Here is a 19,714-nt window from a genome sequence, read left to right on the forward strand (position 1 = left end):
GTGATGCCGATTTCTGCGCTGGAGGCCGCACACCGTGCGGCCTCTGATCTCGAAATGGTGGCCTGGGTTGATCCTCAAGACCGGCTGCTGGGCGGCTTGCCCCGACAACAATTGCGTGAGCAGGGCTTGATCGGGCGCGGCACTTTCATTTTGCTGTTCAACTCTGCCGGTGAATTGTGCGTGCATCAGCGCACCCTGAGCAAAGCGCTGTATCCCGGGTTCTGGGATGTGGCGGCGGGTGGCATGGTGGGGGTTGATGAGAGCTACGCCGAGTCGGCAGCCCGTGAACTTGCAGAAGAGCTGGGGGTGAGCGGCGTATCGCTGACGGCCCATGAACGCTTTTACTTCGAAGGCGAACAAAATCACCTGTGGTGCGCCGTTTTTTCCGCCGTGTGGGATGGCCCGTTGCAGGTGCAGCCTGAAGAGGTGCAGCAGGCCTGCTTCATGTCGGTGGCCGAGGCATTGGGCCTGAGTCAGCAACAGCCTTTTTGCCCGGATTCGCTGGCAGCCCTCAAGCGCTATCTGGCGCAGATCAAGCCGTAGGGGCGAGCGGTTGAGGTTAAAAGCTTGCGAGCAAGCTCGCTCCTGCAAAGTTACGGTTGACTGGTTTATAAATTGCCGCCGATTGGCTATTGGGCAGCAGCGCATTTGTCGTTACACTGCGCGACCTTTTTCAGACTCAAGCGGTTTTCCCGCCTGAGTTGCGCTGCCCCTGCCAGAGTGGGGCTTCGCGGTCGGTACTCCTTGGCGCAACAGTGTCAGGCACCGGCCAATTTTTTGTCCTCCATATGAGGATTGCCGGTGGCCAAAAAAGCCGCATCCTTCGCCGCCCTTGGTGGCCTGGTATTTTCCACCGACGCAGGTCGTCACTGTCCGGACTGTCGTCAGCCGGTGGACGCCTGTACCTGCAAACAAACCCGTATCCCCGATGGCGATGGCATTGCTCGCGTACGTCGCGAAAGCAAGGGCCGTGGCGGCAAGACAGTCACCACTGTGACCGGAGTGCCGCTGGCGGAAGACGCGCTCAAGGATTTGGCTACGACGTTGAAAAAACGCTGTGGCACCGGTGGTGCGTTGAAAGACGGCATCATCGAGATCCAGGGCGATCACGTCGAATTGCTGTTGGCCGAACTGCTCAAGCACGGGTTCAAAGCCAAGAAGTCCGGCGGCTAGCAGCTTCTGTGAAGACCACCGCCAAGTGCTTTTTGTCGCTCGCCATGGTTTTCACAGAGCCTGTTCTGACCGGTTTCTAAACTCCGCGCTGTTGTCAGGGTCTACCCCTGCGCAGACTAATCTTCATATTTACTCTTTAGACTGCGCCAGCCTGCCTTCAGGTTGGGCTATTTGACTTCTTTATAGGGGACTTCGATGTCCGTACGACGCACACGCAAAGACGATGGCAGCCAATGGACAGTTGCGGACAGCCGCAGTGTTTACGGGATTCGCCATTGGGGGGCCGGGTATTTCGCGATCAATGAAGCCGGTCGCGTAGAAGTACGTCCGAACGGCCCGAACAGCTCGCCCATCGATCTGTACGAGCAAGTCGACGAACTGCGCAAAAGTGGCTTGTCCTTGCCATTGCTGGTGCGTTTTCCCGATATTTTGCAAGACCGTGTACGTCAGCTGACCGGCGCTTTCGATGCCAACATCGAGCGTCTGGAATACCAGAGCAAGTACACCGCGCTGTACCCGATCAAGGTTAACCAGCAAGAAGCCGTGATCGAAAACATCATCGCCACCAAAGACGTGTCGATCGGCCTTGAAGCAGGTTCCAAGCCTGAGCTGCTGGCCGTGCTGGCGCTGGCCCCCAAGGGTGGCACCATCGTTTGCAACGGTTACAAGGACCGCGAGTTCATTCGTCTGGCGCTTATGGGGCAGAAGCTCGGTCACAACGTGTTTATCGTGATCGAGAAAGAATCCGAAGTAGACCTGGTGATCGAAGAAGCGGCCTCGCTCAAGGTCAAGCCACAGGTTGGCCTGCGCGTGCGCCTGTCGTCCCTGGCATCGAGCAAGTGGGCTGACACCGGCGGTGAGAAATCCAAGTTCGGTTTGTCTGCCGCGCAGTTGCTGTCGGTGGTTGAGCGCTTCCGGGTGGCCGGTCTGGATCAGGGCATCCGTCTGTTGCACTTCCATATGGGCTCGCAGATCGCCAACCTGGCGGACTACCAGCATGGTTTCAAGGAAGCGATCCGCTACTACGGCGAACTGCGCAACCTCGGCCTGCCGGTTGACCACATCGACGTGGGCGGCGGTCTGGGGGTGGATTACGACGGCACGCACTCGCGCAACGCCAGCTCGATCAACTACGACATGGACGACTATGCCGGCGTTGTCGTAGGCATGCTCAAAGAGTTCTGCGATGCGCAAAACCTGCCGCACCCGAACATTTTCTCGGAAAGCGGCCGTTCCCTGACCGCGCACCACGCCATGCTGGTGGTGCAGGTGACCGACGTCGAGAAGCACAACGACGACGTACCGGTAATCGAGAACAAGGACATCCTGCCCGAGACCGTGCAATGGCTGGTGGACCTGCTGGGCCCGACCGATATTGAAATGGTCACCGAAACCTACTGGCGCGCCACGCACTACATGAGCGACATCGCTGCCCAGTACGCCGACGGCAAAATCACCCTGGCTGAAAAAGCCCTGGCCGAGCAGTGCTACTTCGCCGTGTGCCGTCGTTTGCACAACTCGTTGAAAGCGCGTCAGCGTTCCCATCGCCAGGTGCTCGACGAACTCAACGACAAGCTGGCCGACAAGTACATCTGCAACTTCTCGGTTTTCCAGAGCCTGCCGGACACCTGGGCGATTGGCCAGGTACTGCCGATTCTGCCGTTGCACCGTCTTGATGAAGAGCCGCTGCGCCGCGCCGTACTGCAAGACCTGACCTGCGACTCCGACGGCAAGATCAAGCAGTACGTGGACGAGCAGAGCATCGAAACCAGCCTGCCGGTTCACGGGCTGAATGAAGGCGAGGATTACTTGCTGGGTATCTTCCTGGTGGGCGCTTACCAGGAAATCCTGGGTGACATGCACAACCTGTTCGGTGATACCGACTCGGTGAACATCTACCAGAACGACGACGGCAGCGTGTACCACGCCGGGATCGAGACCCACGACACTATCGAGGACATGCTGCGCTACGTGCACTTGTCGCCGGAAGAGTTGATGAACCACTACCGCGACAAAGTGGCCAGCGCCAACATCAGTGCCAAAGAGCGTACCCAGTACCTCGATGCACTGCGTCTTGGCCTGACCCGTTCGTCGTACCTGTCGAGCCACTGATAGCCCGACCAGGTCTCCGGTGACTGAACTACGCTGATCTGTGCCATGTGTGCAGGTCAGCGTTTTTTTTTGCCCGGAGGTCGTACCCCATGTTGATCAGCTTCAAGGGGGCAGCGGGACTGGCTTGCGCCGGGCTGATGGGGTGGGTGCTCAGCGCCTGCTCGCCGGTACGCATCATCAACGGCCTGACCCCGACCTCCAGCTTCGACATGACCCGTGATATTGCCTACGGCGCAGACCCGCGGCAGGCCCTCGATATCTATCGCCCCAGGCAGCCCGCCCCCGGAGCCCCCGTGGTGATTTTTTTCTATGGCGGCAGCTGGAACAGCGGCTCGCGCAGCGATTACCTGTTTGTCGGTGAAGCATTGGCTTCGCGGGGGATAACCACGGTTATCGCCGATTACCGACTTTATCCACAGGTGCGTTATCCGCAGTTTCTGCAAGATAGCGCCCAGGCCACAGGCTGGACTTATCAACACATCGCACAATATGGCGGCAACCCGCAGCGTCTGTTTTTGATGGGCCACAGCGCCGGGGCGTACAACGCAGCAATGCTTGCCCTTGATCCGCAGTGGTTACGGGCTGTAGGTATGAGTCCTGCCAGTTTGCGCGGATGGATTGGCCTGGCCGGGCCCTATGACTTTTTGCCGATCAAGGACGAAGCGGTGCGGCCAGTATTTTTCTACCCGGACTCCCCACCCGAGTCGCAGCCTGTGCGGCACGTGAGCCGCCAGGCGCCGCCGACCTTGTTGATGGCCGCCAGGACGGACACGCTGGTCAACCCGACGCGCAATACCGGGGGGCTGGCGACTGCGTTGCGGGGCGCCGGGGTGCCGGTTCAGGAACTCTATTTCACGCGCACCAGCCACGTAACCCTGGTGGCGGCGCTTTCACGTCCGTTACGTTGGTTGGCCCCGGTGCTGGATAACATTGGCGAGTTCGTCAGTGATCACTGATCCGGATCACGCTCTTGGAGTAAACCACTCATCCTTGCGCTGCATCTTCCACGCATACACCCCCAGGGTCAGGCTGCGCAGCACCATAAACAGCAGAAAACTGATCCACAGGCCATGGTTGCCATAACCGTGCAGCGCCCAGGCTGCGGGGAAGGCGATAACGACGCTGATCAGCATCGCATTGCGCATTTCCCGGGCGCGGGTGGCGCCGATAAACAGCCCGTCGAGCAAGTAGCTCCACACCGCAATCAGCGGCAACAGCGCCAGATACGGCAAGTACTGGAAGGCGGTTTCCCGCACGCTGGCAATGTCGGTTTGCATCTCGACAAACAGATGCCCGCCAAACAGGAACAGCAGCGCAAACGCGGTACTGGCCATCAATGACCAGCCGCATGCAACCACCATCGAACGGCGCAGCGCAAGGCGATCACGGGCGCCGATGGCATGCCCGCACAGTGCCTCCACGGCATGGGCCAGGCCATCCAGCGCATGGGCGGCCAGCAGCAAGCCATTGAGCAACAGCGCATTGGCCGCCACGGTGGCATCCCCCAGCCGGGCGCCCTGCAAGGTGATGGAAAAAAACACCAGTTGCAGCATCAGGCTGCGAATGAAAATGTCGCGGTTGACCCCCAGCAGCGGCCTCCAGTTGTGCCATACCCGCAAGGCGGCCCACATGACCGTGCCCGGGAATTTGCCCAGGGCGCCGCGGGTCAGCCACAGGCCGAGTAGCGCGCCGCTCCACTCGGCAATCACCGAGGCCCGGGCCGACCCGACTACGCCCCAGTCCAGACCGAGGACAAACCACAGGTTAAGGGCTATGTTGACCAGGTTGGTGGTCAGCAGAATGGCCAGCGGCGCCCGTGCGTTTTGCGTGCCCAGAAACCAGCCCACCAGCGCATAGCTTGCCAAAGCTGCGGGCAGGCCAAACAGGCGGGTATGGAAGAAATCCAGGGTCAGGGCATGCAACTCGGCGGACGGTTGCATCACGCTCAAGGCCAGGCCGCTGAAGGGGACAGCTATCGCCCCCAGCAGCATCGACAACAGCACACTGAGCAGCAAGCCTTGCACCAGGATTTGCCGCAGCGCGGTGCCATCGTCACGCCCGGCGGCCTGCGCGGCGAAGCCGGTGGTGCCCATGCGCAAAAAGCCCATCATCCAGGCCAGAAAGATATACAGGCTGGCGCCTACGGCCACGGCACCCAGTTGATGGGCGTGGGGCAAATGGCCGATTACAGTGCTGTCGACCAGCGCCACCAGCGGCACCGAGATGTTCGACAAAATCATCGGTGCTGCTAGCGCCCACACCCGGCGATGGGTAGGACGGTCACGCCAGTCAGCTAATAGGGAAGACATGCAGGCTCCTTGGGGGAGTGCATTGTAGCGGGGCCGCAGAATTTGTGTGGGAGGCGGGTTTCAGTTCAGGGCAGTTCCACCGTGGGAGCCGGCTGCCGGCGATGGCATCAACACCCGGAAAACCGGGGCGCCTGCATCGCTGGCGAGCCAGCTCCCAGCGTTTTTGTGTTGCTCATGGGGCAGCGCAACCAATCGCCCGTTTAACGGTCAATCTGACCGGTGCGTCAGTAGTTCATGGCGCGCTGATATATAGTCATTCCCTTCAATGCCTAGTCAACGAGTACACCATGCTTAACAAAGGACTGTTCCTGGCTTGTGCGCTGGCACTGCTGAGCGCCTGTGATTCATCGTCAACCGACAAGCCCGGGGCGCCACCGGCTGTCAGCGTCCAGGCGGCCAAACCGGACGTCAAGGTACTGGCCGAGCGCTATGCCGGACGCGAGTTGAGTGTGGTGGATGTTTCCGAAGTACAACTGGACGGCGCCAGCACCTTGTCCGTGAGTTTTTCGGTGCCTCTGGACCCGGAGCAGAACTTCGCCGAAAAATTGCATCTGGTTGACGCTAAATCCGGCAAGGTCGATGGCGCCTGGGAGCTGTCGGACAACCTGATGGAACTGCGTTTGCGGCACCTGGAGCCGCAGCGCAAGTTGATCCTTACCGTCGATCCCGGCCTGCGCGGTGTCAACGACACCAGGCTCGCCGCCGAGTACGTCAGCCGCCTGGAAACCCGTGACTTGCAGCCCACTGTCGGCTTCGCCAGCCGTGGCAACCTGTTACCCACCCGCCTGGCTGAAGGCTTGCCGGTGATCGCGTTGAACGTCGACAAGGTGGATGTCGAGTTCTTCCGGGTCAAACCCGAATCGTTACCGAACTTTCTTAGCCGCTGGGGCGGCAACAGCAGCCTGCAAAGCTACGACGCCAAGGATCTGCTGAGCATGGCCGATCTGGTTTACAGCGCTCGCTTTGACCTGAACCCGGCACGCAATACCCGTGAGACGTTGATCCTGCCGATTTCCGGGGTCAAGCCTTTGCAGCAGCCGGGGGTTTACCTGGCGGTGATGAAGGCGTCCGGCACTTACAACTATTCGACACCTGCAACGTTGTTCACCCTCAGCGATATCGGCCTTTCCGTACATCGTTATCAGAAGCGTCTGGATGTGTTCACCCAGGCGCTGGAAGGTGGCAGCGCACTGGCCAATGTGGAGCTGGAGTTGCTTGACCGCAAGGGCAAGATGCTGGCCCAGGGCAAGACAGATAAACAAGGGCACGCGGAACTGGCGTTGCCGTCCGACGCTGAAGTGCTGGTGGCGCGTCAGGGCGACCAGACCAGTTTGCTGCGTTTGAACAGCGCGGCGCTGGATCTGGCCGAATTCGACATTGGCGGTCCGCAGGCTCACCCGCTACAATTTTTTGTGTTTGGCCCGCGTGATCTGTATCGCCCCGGCGAAACCGTGCTGCTCAATGCCTTGTTGCGCGACCGCGACGGCAGACCGGTCAAGCCGCAGCCGGTGAGTGTCGAGGTGCGTCGTCCGGGTAATGAGGTCAGCCGCAAGTTTGTCTGGTCGCCCGATGCTTCCGGTTTATATCAGTACCCGTTGCAACTGGCCGAGGAGGCGCCGACCGGACGCTGGCTACTGATCTTTGATCTGGGGGACGGCCAGCCGCTGTGGTATGACTTTCAGGTTGAAGACTTCCTGCCCGAGCGCCTGGCGCTGGAACTCAAGGGCAGTGACGCACCGCTGCGCCCTGATCAGACCGCAGAAATTCAAGTCAGCGGTCGTTATTTGTACGGCGCCCCGGCGTCAGGCAATCGCCTTAGCGGCCAGGTTTATGTGCGTCCATTGCGTGATGCGGTCAGTGCCTTGCCGGGTTATCAGTTCGGCTCAGTGACAGAGCCGGAACTGACCCAGGATCTGGAGCTGGACGAAAGCGTGCTGAACGCTGAAGGCCAGGAAACCATCAGCCTGGAAAGCCAGTGGAGCGATGCCAAATCGCCGCTGCAGTTGATAGTGCAAGCCAGTTTGCAGGAGTCGGGCGGGCGCCCGATTACCCGGCGTCTGGTGCAACCCGTGTGGCCCGCCGAGCGCTTGCCGGGGGTGCGCGGTCTGTTTGCCGGCACTGAAACCGATGGCGATGGCCCGGCGGAGTTCGAGTTACTGGTGGCTGACAGCGAAGGGCACAAACTGGCCGCTGAAAACCTCAAGGTAAGGCTGGTGCGTGAGCGCCGCGATTACTACTGGAACTACTCGGACAACGACGGCTGGAGCTATCACTACAACGAGAAATTTCTCAATCTCAACGAGGAAACCGTCAGCGTTAAAGCCGGAGAAACGGCTAAGGTCAGTTTCCCGGTGGAGTGGGGCCCATACCGGGTTGAAGTTGAAGACCCGCAAACCGGGCTGATCAGCAGCTTGCGTTTCTGGGCCGGTTATCGCGCCCAGGACAATGCCGAAGGCGGCGCCGTGCGCCCCGATCAGGTCAAGCTGGCGCTGGACAAGGCCGCCTATGCCGATGGTGACACCGCCAGGGTAACGGTTACGCCGCCCGCAGCCGGTAAGGGTTACCTGCTGCTTGAAGGCAGTGATGGCCCGTTGTGGTGGGAAGAAATCGAGGTGCCGGCCGAAGGCAAAACCTTCGATATCAAACTCGATCCGAAGTGGGCCCGTCACGATCTGTACGTGAGCGCGCTGGTTATCCGCCCGGGCGAGCGCAAGACCAATATCACTCCCAAGCGGGCCGTGGGCGTGCTGCATCTGCCGCTCGACCGCACGGCGCGCAAGTTGGCGCTGACCCTTGATGCGCCCGAAAAAATGCGTCCCAAGCAGCCGTTGAGCGTGAAATTTACCGCCAGAAACGCCGATGGCAGCATTCCCGAACGGGCCCATGTACTGCTGGCAGCGGTGGACGTGGGGGTGCTGAATATCACCGGCTACCCGACCCCTGATCCCTACACCAGCCTGTTCGGGCGCAAGGCCTACGGCGCGGATCAGCTGGATATTTACGGGCAGTTGATCGAAGCCGGGCAGGGCCGTCTGGCCAGCCTGGCGTTCGGCGGTGATGCGGCGCTGGCCAAAGGCGGCAAGCGGCCAGCCACCAGCGTGAACATCGTGGCGTTGCAAAGCGTACCCGTGACCCTGAATGAGCAGGGTGAAGGTGAAGTCAGCGTCAATATTCCCGACTTTAACGGCGAGCTGCGCCTGATGGCGCAAGTCTGGAGCGATGACAGCTACGGCATGGCCGAAGGTAAAACCGTGGTCGCCGCACCCCTGGTGGCAGAGCTGGCGGCGCCACGCTTTCTGGCCCCGCGGGATGAGACCCGGTTAGCGCTGGACCTGTCCAACCTCACCGACAAGCCGCAGACACTTGAGGTCAAACTCGAGACCCGGGGCCAATTGAGCCTGTCGGGCACTGCCGCGCAACCTGTCACCTTGAGCCCCGGCCAGCGCAGCACCTTGCAGATCCCGGTCAAGGCCCTGGGCGGTTTCGGCACCGGAGCGGTCAAGGTCACGGTCAATGGCCTCGAACTGCCAGGGGAAACACTGGCGCCGTTCACCCGCGAATGGACCCTGGGTATACGCCCGGCGTACCCGGCGATGCTCAAGCATTACCGCGCGGTACTCAAGGATCAGCCCTGGAGCCTGCCGGAAGATGCGCTGCAAGCCTTTGAACCGGCGGGGCGTGAAGCCTTGCTGAGTTTGTCGAGCCGGCCGCCGCTGAACCTGGGTGAGCAAATCCGCGCACTCAAGGCGTACCCGTATGGCTGCTCGGAGCAAACCACCAGCGGCCTGTACCCTGCGCTGTATGCGGATGCGGCGTTGCTCAAGCGGCTGGGCCTTGAAGGCGAACCGGATGCCGATCGCAAGCGCAAGATCGAACTCGGTATCGAGCGCCTGCTGGGGATGCAGCGTTTTAACGGCAGCTTTGGTTTGTGGGGGGCTGACGGTGAAGAAGAGTACTGGCTGAGCGCTTACGTCACCGACTTCCTGCTGCGTGCCCGGGACCAGGGCTACGCGGTGCCGGCTGAAGCCTTGAAAAAAGCCAGCGAGCGCCTGCTGCGTTACGTGCAGGAGCGCAACCTGATCGAGGCGGATTACAGCGACAACCTCGATCACACCCGCTTTGCGGTGCAAGCCTATGCCGCGCTGGTTCTGGCCCGCAGCCAACAGGCGCCATTGGGGGCGTTACGCGGCATCTTTGAACGGCGCAGCGATGCCCGATCCGGGTTGCCGCTGGTGCAACTGTCCATTGCCCTGCAGAAGATGGGCGATCAGCCGCGGGCCGATCAGGCGTTGCTGGCCGGTCTGGCGGCCACCCGTAAGGGCGATCAGTGGCTGGGGGATTATGGCAGTCCGCTGCGTGATCAGGCGCTGATACTGGCGCTGCTGGAAGAGAACAATCTGCTCGGCGGCCAGCGTGAACAGCGCTTGTTTGATTTGTCAGATCAACTGGCGGCCAGCCAATGGTTGTCGACTCAGGAGAGTAATTCCCTGTTCCTGGCGGGACGTAATTTGCTGGGCAAACCTGAAGCCAGCTGGACGGCCACGCTGGCTAGCGGTAGCCAGACCCGAGAGCTGAACAACAGCCAGCCGGGGCTCAAGCTGGACGGGGCGTTGCTGGACACGCCGCTGACCCTGCGCAATGAAGGTAGCGAAGCGGTTTATCAACAGCTGACGATTTCCGGTTATCCACAGCAGGCGCCGCTGGCGGGTGGCGAGAACATGAGCATTCGTCGCGACTACCTGGGCATGAATGGCGAGCCGTTGAATATCGACAGCCTGGCAAGTGGCGATCTGGTGCTGGTGCATCTGGCGGTGACGGCCAGGCAGCAGGTACCGGACGCGCTGGTGGTGGATTTGCTGCCTGCGGGTCTGGAGCTGGAAAACCAGAACCTTGGGCAAAGTGCCGCGAGTCTTGAAAATGCCAGTACCCAGGTCAAGCAATGGCGCGAGTCGATGCAGAACGCCAATGTGCAACATCAGGAGTATCGGGATGATCGCTACGTGGCTGCGCTGAAGCTGGAAGGTTCCGGCACCACGCACCTGTTGTACCTGGCCCGCGCCGTGACCCCGGGGACCTACCGGGTACCGCCGCCGCAAGTGGAGTCGATGTATCGCCCCAACTGGCAAGCCGTGGGCGAGACCCCGGGCGAGATGGTGATCAAGGGCCGCTGACCCTGACCTGAACTGTAGGAGCAGCCGGTCGACGCTCGATTGCCTCGCGAGCTTTTCAAGATCAAAAGATCGCGAGGCCATCGAGCGTCGACCGGCTGCTCCTGCAAGGGTTGGGTAGTTAGCTGATAATCCAGCTCAGCACCCACAACCCCAGCAGTAACCAGATCACCCCGGCAATGATCGAGGCACGCATGAACGCGCGTACGGCGCTGTACAAAAACAGCAGGCCGATCACCAGCACGGCAATGCTCACGATCGATGTGTCCATGCCCAGCGCGCGAGCCATGCCGTCGATGAAGTTACTGCCAGCCTGGGTGATGGCAGTGAACAGGCCGTTCAGGCTCTCTACGATAAAACGGACAAAAGTACCTAGCCACAGGCCCAGGTTTCCAACAAAGCTTTCGACGTGCATGGGTATGTCCCGATCAATAAGATGGCAACTGTGCCAGAGATACCCATTGGGCAACCAGTCATGATGCAAAGTTGCGTAGCGAGTGAATGTTAGTGGGTTCTAGAACTGGAAAAATACTGGGCTGGAGCATCGCCAGTGTGGTGCTGGTGTGCGCGTTGCTGTGGCTGGCAGACCGGATCTGGCCGTTGCCCTTGCCTGACGATGGCCTGGCCCGTGTGGTGCTGGCCGAAGACGGCACGCCCCTGTGGCGTTTTGCCGACGCCGATGGGGTGTGGCGTTACCCGGTGCAGACGGGGGAGGTGTCGGCGTATTACCTCGAGGCGTTGCTGACCTACGAAGACCGCTGGTTTTATCAGCATCCTGGGGTCAATCCGCTGGCCCTGGGCCGCGCCGTCTGGCAAAACCTCAGCGGTGGCCGGGTGTTGTCGGGGGGCAGCACTCTGTCGATGCAAGTGGCACGCCTGCTCGATCCCCATGAGCGCACCTTGCTTGGCAAGTCTCGGCAGTTGTGGCGCACGGCACAGCTGGAATGGCATCTGTCCAAGGATCAGATCCTCAATCTGTACCTCAACCGCGCGCCCTTCGGCGGCACGCTGCAAGGGGTGGCCGCGGCCAGTTGGGCTTACCTTGGCAAATCGCCGCAGCAGCTCACGCGCTCCGAGGCGGCGCTGCTGGCGGTGCTGCCCCAGGCGCCCAGCCGGCTGCGTCCCGACCGTCACCCGGGGCGGGCGCAAGTGGCGCGGGACAAGGTACTGCGGCGTCTGGCCGAGTATCAGGTGTGGCCACAGTCGGCGGTCAACGAGGCGCTTGAAGAACCTCTGTTGTTGGCCCCGCGGCTGGAACCGAGTCTGGCCCCGCTGCTGGCGCGACGGCTAAACCGGCCCCATAGCCCGCCGCTGATTCGTACCACCATTGACGCCAGTTTGCAGCGTCGCCTTGAAGACTTGCTCCTGGGCTGGCGCGCCCGTTTGCCCGAGCACACCTCGGCCGCCATTGTGGTTGTCGAAACCGGCAACATGGCCGTGCGGGCCTATCTGGGCTCGGTCGATATCAACGATGCGCGACGCTTTGGCCATGTCGACATGATCAGCGCCATGCGCTCGCCAGGCTCCACGCTCAAGCCGTTCCTGTACGGCATGGCGATGGACGCCGGGCTGATTCACTCCGAGTCTCTGTTGCAGGATGTACCCCGGCGTTATGGCGATTACCGGCCGGGCAACTTTTCCATGGGGTTCAGTGGCCCGGTATCGGCCAGCTCGGCGTTAGCCCTGTCGCTGAACCTGCCGGCGGTGCAGTTGCTTGAGGCCTATGGGCCCAAACGCTTTGCCGCAGACATGCGCAACGGCGGCGTGCCGCTGAGCCTGCCGGCGTTGGCCGAGCCCAGTCTGGCGCTGATTCTGGGCGGCGCCGGGAGCCGCCTGGAGGACCTGGTGAGCGGCTATAGCGCACTGGCCCGTGGCGGCAAAAGCGCTCGTCTGCGGTTGCAACCCCAGGATGAGCTGCGCGAGCGGCGCATGCTGTCCCCCGGTTCGGCGTGGATCATCCGGCGCATTCTCAGCGGGCAAGCGCGACCGGATCGCGACCCCCATGCCGAACTGGTACAGCGTCCGTCGCTGGCCTGGAAGACAGGCACCAGCTATGGCTTTCGTGATGCGCTGGCCATTGGGGTCGGGCCGCGTTACTTGATCGGGGTATGGGTCGGGCGTCCGGATGGCACGCCGGTGCCCGGACAGTTTGGCCTGGCGTCGGCGGCGCCGTTGATGTTGCAAGTCCACGATGTGCTGAGCAATCGCGACAGCCAGCGCGGCATTGTTACCCCCGTGGAGCCGGTGCCGGATACAGTCGCAGTGGCCGCTATTTGCTGGCCGCTGGGCCAGCCATTGAGCAAAAGAGACCCCGATTGCCGGCGTCAGCGCTTTGCCTGGACCCTGGATCACACCACGCCGCCGACGTTGCTCGCCGCCGATCAGCCGTTGGGCGTGGGGTTGCGGGAGAAAATCTGGGTCGATGCCCGGGGCTTGCGGGTCGGCCCGCAATGCAGCACCGCGCAGATGCGCGAAGTGGCGCTCTGGCCAGCACCGCTTGAGCCTTGGTTGCCTCGCATTGAGCGGCGTGAAGCACGGCTGCCGATGGCCTCGACGCAATGCCCGCCGCCGCCCTTGAGCTCGGTGACAGAGCTGTCGATTGCAGGGGTTCGCGATGGCGACCGGCTGCGACGTCCAGCAGCAAGTCAGGCTGCGCTGCGGCTCAGCGTTTCTGCCCTGGGTGGCGACGGTCGGCGCTGGTGGTTCCTCAATGGCGCACCCTTGGGGGACAGCGAGCATCAGGCGGCGCTCAACACCACACTTGAACACGTGGGCCGTTATGAGCTGAGCGTGCTTGACCAAAGCGGACAAACCGCGCGCGTTGAGTTCAGCGTGGTGCAGTGATGCGAGCAACAAGGGCCGCGGCTATGGGGGAAATACGAGGGGCGGCGGGGCTGTTTATGCAAAACGCCCGAGGTTACAAGATTCGGGAGAATGCCTGGAAGAAGCTAAAGTATATTAAATAGTGTAATAACTTTAGTGAGAAACCCTGTTCGCGGGGCTTTTTATTTTATATATCTTGTTTGTTTTCATGCCTGTGTTTGGTTTTGTGGAGTTTGTTATATAAGGCGTTAATACCAAGTGACAGATTGTTTATGAAATCCTGTGGGGTTGTGATGTCTAGACCAATGAAATGTATCTCTGACATCAGAGCAGAGCGCTTTCGAATCCAGGCGGTCCAGGTGCATGGGCATTAAATGCCCGCTGACCAGTGGGCAATGCAGTTCACTAGAGTGAGCTGCATTGTCTGTGCTGCAAAGAGTATGAGTGACATACACAAACCGTGGCCAATCAGACAACCACAGATTCTTGGGCAAGGAGCCACAGCAGGCCGCAGCCGGCTAGAGCTTCGGGAAGAGGTTGTCGAGGGTGTCGAGCAGGCGCACGTGGTAGATGGGTTTACGGAACAGATCCAGTACCTGCAAACGTAACAGGTCGCTTACGTCGTCCATGTCGGCATGTCCGGAAATGACAATCACCGGTAAGTGCTGGCGCGAAGTGTGTTCACGCAGACGTTTGATCAGTTCAACACCGCTCTCTTCCGGCATGCGCAGGTCGGTGATGACCAGCGCAATGTCCGGATGTCGGGTCAACTGCAAAAGGGCGAGTTTGACTGATGTTGCGGTATAGCAACAAAAGTCCTCGCCCTCTAGCAGTTCGGTCAACTCCAGCAGTGCATCTTCTTCGTCATCCACTAGGAGAAGCTGTTGGCGGGAAGAAGAAATACTCACACTCTTTAGCCGGCGACAGAAGTCAGTTCAGTAGAGATAGCCTGGAAGATCGATGTCACTGCCGTTTTGATAGGCGTGACGATGGTGATGATTGCCACGGCGACCATGCCCGCGATAAGTGCGTATTCAATACCTGAAGCGCCCTCGGTGCGTTGTGCAAATAATTTGACCTGGCGCGCCACGAAAAGTTGGGTCGGCACGTACACTTTCAGAACAGTATTTAAAAACATCTGATATCTCCTTAGTGCACCGGTCGGGCACCGCTTAACTTCAAAGTTGCGTGATTTCCATCTGCCAGTACAGCATTGGCAATAAATAACTTTCAAGCAACTGTAAAAAAGCACTAATCATAAAGTATTAATCCAAATGAGAACGCTGAAAATGTGTGGTAAATCAAACTATTCGCAATTAAATAGAGATTTTTAAAGCCGCTAATGGCATTTTGCTTTGCCTGCGCTACGTTCAAATAGCGAAATGGTTCAAACAGCGTTATTGGGTAGGGCTGCCTGATTGCGAATGATTTATTTTTGACCTGCGGTGTGCAGTTGTAAAGGGAGTTTATTAATGAACAATCGACGCAGCCTGGTATTGGCGGCCATTTTGTTTATCGGTGCCATCGCGGCCGGTTATTGGGGGCTGGTATTGACCCGTCAGCAGCCGGTTGCCGAAGTGCCGGTGACCCAGCTGGTCGAGCAGAAGGTTGCCGCAGTTGAGGATACAACCCGCCAGCCAGTGGTGGTGTTAGCCCGTGATGTTCCCCCCCATGTGGCCTTGACGGCCGAAGATCTGACCCTGGAAAAACTTCAGACTGCACCCGTTGGCAGCCTGACGTCTATCGATCAGGCTGTGGGCCTTACCCCGTGGCGAGCGCTTGCTGCGGGCACCTGGTTGAGCAAGCAGAGTTTTGAAGTGGGCGGGCCCCTGGCTCGCATGATTCGCCCTGATGAGCGTGCACTGGCCGTGGCCATTGATGAAGTGACCGGCGCGGGAGGGCAGTTAACCCCGGGTGATTACGTCGATATCCTGCTGTTTTTGCGTGAGGACACCGCCAATCCGCAACAGTCCGCGCAAATCGTCCTGCCAGCCGTACGGGTGTTGAGCGTGGGCGATGAGTTGGGCCTGACCAACGATGGCCAACTGGCCAGTCCACCGCTGAATGCCGAAGAAGCCCTCAAGCAAGCGCAACGCCGTGCCACTGCGCGCACCGCGGTGCTGGCGGTTCCAGAACCCTTGATCAATCAACTGATGCTTGCCACTCAGGCAGGTACCTTGCGTCTGGCCGTACGCAGCGCCGAGGAAAAGCGCTTGAGCAAGTACTGGGCAGGGCAGCAGGAGTCGCCCAGCAATATTGAGAACGCCAAGCGCAGCCTGTACCGGTTTAACCAGTTAGCCATGGCCAGCCCGGTGCGAGCACCTGTTGCAGGTAACCCCGTGGCCCAGCGCGAGCGCGGTATTGAAATCATTCGCGGCAGTCAGAACACCCAACGGCCCGCTCAATAAAAATATGATCTGCAAGGGAAGCCCAGCATGAGATACCGTTGCGTTCCGCTGTACAAACGAGCTTTCTGGACGCTGATCTTAAGCAGCCTGCCATTTGAAATGGCACTGGCTGCTTCAAATAATTGCGCTGCACTCGGCCAGTTACCCTCGGTACTGGAAGTGGTCCAGGGGGCCCAGCAAGCGCTGGACTCGCCGGTCAGTATTACCCGTATTGCGGTAGGTGACCCGGCCGTGGCTGATGTGCTCGCCAATGGCAGCAACGCCTTTTTGCTCACCGGTGTTGCGCCGGGAACCACCAGCCTGATGGTCTGGACCGCCTGCTCCAAGGCGCCGCGTCAGAGCATGGTGTTCGTCACGGGCAAAGCTGCCACGGGCTATACCAGCGCTTCGTTGCCGCCTTCGGCAGATCCGACCCTGCCCAGCCAGGTACAGACCGATATTCGCTTTGTCGAAGTCAATCGCACCAAAATGCAGGAAGCCAGCACCCAGATCTTTGGCATGGGTAAAGACTTTTTGTTTGGCTCTCCCGGTTCGTTTATCTCCAGTGCGGAAAACATCATTACCGGCGGCCCGGTGGCTAATGGCAAGTATTTCAACATCGGCTTCGGCGGTGGCCGGGTCAAGGCGATGATTAACGCGCTGGAGGGCAGCGGTTTTGCCTACACCCTGGCGCGTCCGAGCCTGGTGGCGTTAAGCGGTCAGAGTGCAACCTTCCTCGCGGGTGGCGAAGTGCCTATCCCGGTCCCGAGCAGCGGCAGCGACAACGTGTCGATTGAGTACAAGGAATTCGGTATCCGCCTGACGCTGACCCCGACCGTGGTCGGACGTGACCGCATCATGCTCAAAGTCGCACCCGAAGTGAGTGAGCTGGACTACACCAATGCGGTGAATATCGCCGGCACATTAGTACCGGGTCTTAACGTTCGCCGTACCGACACCAGTATTTCCCTGGCCGATGGCGAGAGCTTTGTGATCAGCGGCCTGATCAGTTCGCGTAACAGTGCCCAGGTGAACAAATTCCCGGGGCTGGGGGATATCCCCATCCTGGGTGCATTTTTCCGCGACTCCAACACCAGCAGTGAAGAAAAAGAACTGTTGATGATTGTGACCCCGCATCTGGTCCAGCCGCTTGCCGTGAATGCGCAATTGCCAGCCATGCCCGGCGAAAAACTGCGTAATTACGACCCTAACTGGTACCGCCTGTATTTCCTTGAGAACGGTAAATTCAATACCCGTAGCGGGTTGTCACAATGAGCCAAAGCCTGAGCCAGACCTTTCTCGCGCTGACGCGCAGCAATACCGATCTTGAATGGCTGCAGGGCGCCCTGGCGCCACTTGGCCAGGTCGTGGGCGCAGGCACCAGCAGTCTCGATGAGTTGCTGGCATTGATTGATGTCACTTTCGCCGGCCTGGTTTTTGTAGGACTGGACCGCGAGAAAGTCGTGTCTCAGTGCGCCTTGATCGAGGGCCTGCTGGAAGCCAAGCCGATGCTGGCCGTGGTTGCCCTGGGCGATGGCATGGATAACCAGTTGGTGCTCAATGCCATGCGTGCCGGGGCGCGGGACTTTGTTGCCTACGGTTCGCGCTCCAGTGAAGTGGCCGGGCTGGTACGGCGCTTGAGCAAGCGCTTGCCGCCAGTCACTCCGAACACGGAGCTTGGGGGGCTGACCGTACTGTTCAGTGCCCAATGCAATGCCGACGGTGCATTGCTCGCCTGCCACCTGGGGCTGGTGGTGCAAAAGCATGATCAAAAAACCCTGTTCCTCGATCTGGGGGTGCCCCGTGGCGATGGCCTGACGCAGTTGAGCCTTGAGAGCTCGTTTTTCTTTGGGGATGCCCTGCGTCATCTACGCCGCCTGGACAGCACCTTGATCGACAGTGCATTTACCAAAACGCCGGAAGGCTTGCGAATCCTGGTGCACAGCGACAACGACGAGCCTCTGGAGCAGACCAGCGCCGCCGAGTTGTATATGTTGCTCAGCGCCTTGCGGCAGCACTTCCAGCATATCGTGGTCAATCTGACGGGCCAGCCTGACAGCGAAGCACTGCGCACCTTTGTCAGCCATTGCGACAAGTTGCTGTTTTACACCGATCAAAACGTACTCGATTGCCGGCGTAACCTGGAGGTACTGGGTGTCTGGCGCACCAAGGGCATGAAGCTTGAACACGCGGGGTTACTGGTCGACCGCTATATGCGTGGCGTGGCTCCCGATGCCGATGCACTGGCCAAAAGCTTTGGCTTGCCAGTACTGGCCACATTACCGGCGAGTCCCGAATTACGGATCAATGCGAAAAACCAAGGCATCACTCTGTTTGAGCTGGGCCCGCGGGAAGCCCTGAGCCAGGGTCTGCAAAAACTCGGTGAGCGGCTGGCCAGGCGTTCGCAACTGCCGGGGAAGTCACCGGCCAAATCCGCTAGTTGGCTCAACCGCCTGTGGGGGCCGAAATGACCGGGGAACAGTTGTTCGGCTCGGGCCTGTACAAGGACGGGCGTGCGGACCATGACGGTCTGAAGCTGGTACTGCATCGCTATATCATTGATGCCATCGAGGAGACCGGGAAGAACCTGCTGGAAGATTCACGCCAGGTCCTGTCGCAGTTTGTCACCGAGCGGGTCGCTGAATACGTGTTGCGCCTGCATCTGGCCATTTCCCGTTACGAGATGGAGCGCCTGGCTGAAGAAATCGTCGACGAACTGACCGGTTTCGGTCCCCTGGAAGTGCTGCTGCGTGACCCGGCGGTGACCGAGATTCTGGTCAACGGACCGCACCGGGTGTTTGTCGAACGCGAGGGGTTGCTCAGTCAAAGTGATCTGCGCTTTATCGACGATCATCACGTCGAGCGGGTGATGCAGCGCATTCTGGCGCCGCTGGGCCGGCGCCTTGACGAGTCCTCGCCGATGGTCGATGCGCGCATGCCTGACGGCAGCCGGGTCAACGCCATCATTCCGCCCATTGCTTTGGACGGTCCTTGCCTGTCGATCCGGAAATTTCGCAAGGACATGCTCAAAAGCAGCGACCTGGTGGCGATGCAGACCATTGATCAGCCGATCTACGAGTTTTTCCAGGAAGCGGTAGGCAAGCGCTGCAACATCTTGATCAGCGGCGGTACCGGCACCGGTAAAACCACGCTGCTCAATATTCTGAGCCAGTTGATCAACCCCCACGAACGTCTGGTCACCATCGAAGACGTGGCGGAATTGCAGCTCGGCCATCCCCATGTGGTGCGTCTTGAAACCCGGCCGCCAAATGCTGAAGGCCACGGTGAAGTCAAATCCAGCGACCTGATCCGCAACGCCCTGCGGATGCGCCCGGACCGCATCATCCTTGGCGAAATCCGGGGTGTTGAAGTGCTCGACGTACTGACCGCGATGAACACCGGTCACGACGGTTCCATGAGCACTGTGCACGCCAACACTGCACAAGATGCGTTGCTGCGCCTGGAAACCCTGGTGGGTCTCACAGGGCGTACGGTGGCGGAAAAAACCTTGCGTCAGATGATCTGTGCCGCTCTGGACGTGATCATTCAGCTGACCCGCATGCCGGATGGCCGGCGCTGCGTCAGTGAGGTACTGGAAGTGGTCGGGGTACGTGACGATGTTTATGTCACCAACACCCTGTTCCGGCTGGATAAACGCACCGGTTTTGGCTTTATGCGCGAAGCCTTGAACCCGGCAGGTGACAAGTTGCGTCGTGACCCCATTTTGAATGCAAACGGCTGA

The 19,714-nt window shown here is 60.0% G+C and carries 14 protein-coding genes; 10 read left to right on the plus strand and 4 right to left on the minus strand.

Going from position 1 to position 19,714, the window contains the following annotated elements:
* Nucleotides 1–3 precede the first annotated feature (3 nt).
* The 4 genes from EQV90_RS02085 to EQV90_RS02100 all read left to right on the plus strand — a co-directional run bounded on the left by EQV90_RS02085 (nucleotide 4) and on the right by EQV90_RS02100 (nucleotide 4,241).
* Complete coding sequence (locus tag EQV90_RS02085) at nucleotides 4–543, plus strand: NUDIX hydrolase (RefSeq protein ID WP_240877692.1); 540 nt, start codon at nucleotides 4–6, stop codon at nucleotides 541–543.
* Between the two features lie 258 nt (nucleotides 544–801).
* Complete coding sequence (locus tag EQV90_RS02090; protein ID WP_003439233.1) at nucleotides 802–1,173, plus strand: translation initiation factor Sui1; 372 nt, start codon at nucleotides 802–804, stop codon at nucleotides 1,171–1,173.
* Nucleotides 1,174–1,368: 195 nt separating this feature from the next.
* A complete protein-coding gene (speA, locus tag EQV90_RS02095; RefSeq protein WP_003439236.1) occupies nucleotides 1,369–3,285 on the plus strand; it encodes an arginine decarboxylase in 1,917 nt (638 codons plus the stop codon).
* A gap of 89 nt (nucleotides 3,286–3,374) precedes the next feature.
* Nucleotides 3,375–4,241, plus strand: a complete 867-nt coding sequence (locus tag EQV90_RS02100) for an alpha/beta hydrolase (protein WP_003439238.1) — start codon at nucleotides 3,375–3,377, stop codon at nucleotides 4,239–4,241.
* 6 nt (nucleotides 4,242–4,247) lie between these two features.
* On the opposite strand, the gene EQV90_RS02105 is transcribed toward EQV90_RS02100, so the two are convergent.
* On the minus strand, nucleotides 4,248–5,594 hold the full coding sequence (locus tag EQV90_RS02105) for an MATE family efflux transporter (protein ID WP_003439240.1): 1,347 nt from the start codon (nucleotides 5,592–5,594) through the stop codon (nucleotides 4,248–4,250).
* A gap of 287 nt (nucleotides 5,595–5,881) precedes the next feature.
* Between EQV90_RS02105 and EQV90_RS02110 the strand changes: the two genes are divergently transcribed.
* Complete coding sequence (locus tag EQV90_RS02110) at nucleotides 5,882–10,765, plus strand: alpha-2-macroglobulin (RefSeq protein WP_240877693.1); 4,884 nt, start codon at nucleotides 5,882–5,884, stop codon at nucleotides 10,763–10,765.
* A gap of 118 nt (nucleotides 10,766–10,883) precedes the next feature.
* Here the strand turns inward: EQV90_RS02110 and EQV90_RS02115 are convergent, their stop codons facing one another.
* Nucleotides 10,884–11,177 carry a hypothetical protein gene (locus EQV90_RS02115; protein ID WP_003439243.1) on the minus strand — a complete coding sequence of 98 codons (294 nt, stop codon included), beginning with the start codon at nucleotides 11,175–11,177 and terminating at the stop codon, nucleotides 10,884–10,886.
* Between the two features lie 86 nt (nucleotides 11,178–11,263).
* Here EQV90_RS02115 and pbpC point away from each other — a divergent pair, with 86 nt between their 5' ends.
* On the plus strand, nucleotides 11,264–13,606 hold the full coding sequence (gene pbpC / locus EQV90_RS02120; protein ID WP_240877694.1) for a peptidoglycan glycosyltransferase PbpC: 2,343 nt from the start codon (nucleotides 11,264–11,266) through the stop codon (nucleotides 13,604–13,606).
* Between the two features lie 497 nt (nucleotides 13,607–14,103).
* On the opposite strand, the gene EQV90_RS02125 is transcribed toward pbpC, so the two are convergent.
* Both EQV90_RS02125 and EQV90_RS02130 read right to left on the minus strand, forming a co-directional pair.
* On the minus strand, nucleotides 14,104–14,493 hold the full coding sequence (locus EQV90_RS02125) for a response regulator (protein WP_240877695.1): 390 nt from the start codon (nucleotides 14,491–14,493) through the stop codon (nucleotides 14,104–14,106).
* 5 nt (nucleotides 14,494–14,498) lie between these two features.
* Nucleotides 14,499–14,723: a Flp family type IVb pilin gene (locus EQV90_RS02130; RefSeq protein ID WP_240877696.1), complete on the minus strand. Its 225-nt coding sequence runs from the start codon at nucleotides 14,721–14,723 to the stop codon at nucleotides 14,499–14,501.
* A gap of 334 nt (nucleotides 14,724–15,057) precedes the next feature.
* Here EQV90_RS02130 and cpaB point away from each other — a divergent pair, with 334 nt between their 5' ends.
* The 4 genes from cpaB to EQV90_RS02150 are packed head-to-tail and all read left to right on the plus strand — an operon-like array spanning nucleotide 15,058 to nucleotide 19,714.
* A complete protein-coding gene (cpaB, locus tag EQV90_RS02135; protein ID WP_010656224.1) occupies nucleotides 15,058–15,993 on the plus strand; it encodes a Flp pilus assembly protein CpaB in 936 nt (311 codons plus the stop codon).
* Between the two features lie 27 nt (nucleotides 15,994–16,020).
* On the plus strand, nucleotides 16,021–17,247 hold the full coding sequence (locus tag EQV90_RS02140) for a type II and III secretion system protein family protein (RefSeq protein WP_240877697.1): 1,227 nt from the start codon (nucleotides 16,021–16,023) through the stop codon (nucleotides 17,245–17,247).
* Nucleotides 17,244–18,443 carry a pilus assembly protein CpaE gene (locus EQV90_RS02145; RefSeq protein WP_003439255.1) on the plus strand — a complete coding sequence of 400 codons (1,200 nt, stop codon included), beginning with the start codon at nucleotides 17,244–17,246 and terminating at the stop codon, nucleotides 18,441–18,443. The genes EQV90_RS02140 and EQV90_RS02145 overlap by 4 nt, the downstream gene beginning before the upstream one ends.
* Nucleotides 18,440–19,714: a CpaF family protein gene (locus EQV90_RS02150; protein ID WP_003439258.1), complete on the plus strand. Its 1,275-nt coding sequence runs from the start codon at nucleotides 18,440–18,442 to the stop codon at nucleotides 19,712–19,714. Before EQV90_RS02145 ends, EQV90_RS02150 begins: the two co-directional genes overlap by 4 nt.

Source organism: Pseudomonas sp. TMW22089 (assembly GCF_022496645.1).
Taxonomy (GTDB): Bacteria; Pseudomonadota; Gammaproteobacteria; order Pseudomonadales; family Pseudomonadaceae; genus Aquipseudomonas; species Aquipseudomonas paraversuta.